Raw genomic sequence first — 2,235 nt, 5'->3', positions numbered from 1 at the left:
GACAGGGGGTGGACGGTGGCGGTGGCGAGCAGCCAGCCGGCGAGGGCGTGAAGGTCGTCGGGGCTGGCGCGGAGCATGGCGGCGTAGCCGGCCTCGGCGAGCGCGGGGCGGCCGGCGGCCAGGAACTCGTCGGGCGTGACCGGCGAAACGGGCGGCTCCCGATACAGGCGCAGCCGGTCATCGACCCAGGGCGCGGGAGCGACGGGCCGGACGACCGGCGCGGTGTCGGAGCCGGCCGGCTCAGCCGCCAGGCGGTTCCGCAGCCGCCACTCAACGGCGTGGCTGACGGCGGCCGCGGCGGCGCGGGTGGCGATCGGCGGCGGCACGGGCTCGCGCCGCCAGCCGCGGAGGGTGCCGGCGAGGCCGTCGACCAGCCGGCGGCCGGTGGGGGTCAGCCGGTCGGAGGCGTGCAGGGCCCGCACCACGCGGCCCGTCTGGGTGCGCAGCAGGGCGAACTGGAAGGCGGCGAGGTCCCCGTCGACGACGGAGGGTTCGGTCATCCGGTCGCGCCAGAAGCCGGTGACGCCGACGAAGGCGTAGGCGCCGTGCAGCAGTCCGGTGAGGTGGCGCGGGTCGGGGCGCCAGGGGGCGTAGTGGATCTCGGCCCGGTCGTCGTCGAGCAGCGGGAACAGGTGCAGCAGCGCGCTGAGCTTGCTGTGTTGGAACTCGTGCACCATGGCCTCGGCGAGGGCGAGTCCGGTGGGCGGCCGGGAGACGACCATGGAGCCGAACGCGTCGCCGGTGGTGGCGCTGACCACCCCGGCCCGTTGCTCTCCCGACGCGCCGGCCCAGGGGACGATCCGGCGGATGTCGGCGACGCGCAACCGCCCTGGGCCGGCTGGCGCCGGGCGGGGGATCGTCGCGGCCCGCTCGAACAGCCGCCGCCAGGTGTCGACTTCGGCGTCCTCCAGGCGCTCGGGCGGTATCGGCTCGGCCAGGTCGCGGTAGGGGTCGACGTCGTCGAGCCAGGTGGTGGGGCCGAGGCGGCGCAGCGGGAGCCAGTCCGCGGTCTCGCGCTCGCTGAGCGGGGTGACCGTCACCGCGCGGCCGCCGCTCTGCGTGAGGGCGAGCCGGGTACCGCGCAGCCGGGCCGTGGCGGTGTCGAACTCGGGCCCGGACCCTGGCTTCTCGAGCCGGGCCAGGCCGAGCGTGGGCACCACGACCGCGCCGTCGAGTACGGGGACGGTGAGGTCGGCGTCCAGGCCGGCCAGGGCGCGGGCGGCCAGGCAGACGGTCAGCAGGTAGCCGGCGTCGACCCAGAGCGGTGGCCCGCCGGCCGAGCCGTGCAGGCGGCGCAGCAGGTGGGCCGCCCAGCTGCCGGTCTGCGGGCTGAGCAGCAGGTCGTCGACGGCCGCCGGCCGGTGCCCGGCAGCCTCCGTGATCAGCCCCCAGGCGGCGCCGACGGAGTCGGGGCCGGCCAGCGCGCCGGGGTGTTCCTCGACCCGGTCGAGCACCTCGGCGAGCAGGATCAGGCGGCGGTTGCGCTCGGCCCTGACCAGGAACTCGACGGCCTCGGGAGAGCCGCCCCCGGAGGCGAGTTCATCGAACCAGCGGCCCGGCATTCGCATCCGCTCATAGGGCTGCTCCAACGCGGCTCTCCCGCCTCTCTCGGTCGGTGTTACGCGACGTTGCTCGGCGGGCTGGTGTCCCCCATGACGTTGCTCCTGCCGCGCCGCACCTCGTCGAGCAGGCGGCGAGGGCGCGCGGAGGCGGGGAGCTCGCGGAGCGTGTCGAGGCTGACCCGCGTCAGGTCGGCCATGTCGGACGCGACGTCGTCCCTCGCCGGCTCGTTCAATCCGTGGACCCCCTTCACCTTCGGTTGGCGGGGCGTGAAAACGGACCCGGTCGTCCCGGATCCCTTCCCATGATGACGAACCGTAGGCATGCTGGGAAGCCCGTGTCAGCTGTGAGTCGATCAGGGGCGTGGGCCGGTGAACTCCCCGATGGCGGTTGCGAGTGCGACCGCGCGCTCCTCGTCGTCGTCGAGCGCGGTGACGGCGTCGTAGAGCACCCAGAGCTCTTCCGGGCGCCGGCGCAGGGCGGTGACGATGGCGACGAGGTCGGCGCGGGGCAGCGGATGCCGGCGCATGCGGGCCACGGTCTTCGGCGGCAGCCCGAGGACCAGGGTCTGGCGTTGGTCGGGGTCGGCCGCCAACGGGTAGTCGAGCAACACGTCGACCAGCGGGCCGATGGCGGCGGTGGGCGCGGCCGGGCGTGGGGCCCGGGGTTGTGGGG

The 2,235-nt window shown here is 75.6% G+C and carries 2 protein-coding genes and 1 pseudogene; all 3 read right to left on the bottom strand.

The genetic code is table 11. The features are described 5' to 3' along the window. The coding region (locus tag E1265_RS35685) for an HEXXH motif domain-containing protein (RefSeq protein ID WP_132935094.1) at positions 1–1,589 on the bottom strand (1,589 nt) is incomplete at its 3' end. Between the two features lie 29 nt (positions 1,590–1,618). Then, complete coding sequence (locus E1265_RS37625) at positions 1,619–1,795, bottom strand: hypothetical protein (protein ID WP_165954010.1); 177 nt, start codon at positions 1,793–1,795, stop codon at positions 1,619–1,621. 120 nt (positions 1,796–1,915) lie between these two features. Next, a pseudogene (locus tag E1265_RS37620) lies at positions 1,916–2,235 on the bottom strand (caspase family protein); the annotation flags it as partial.

Source organism: Streptomyces sp. 8K308, assembly GCF_004348315.1.
Classification (GTDB): domain Bacteria; phylum Actinomycetota; class Actinomycetes; order Streptomycetales; family Streptomycetaceae; genus Streptomyces.
This window is presented reverse-complemented; position numbering and strand designations above follow the sequence as displayed.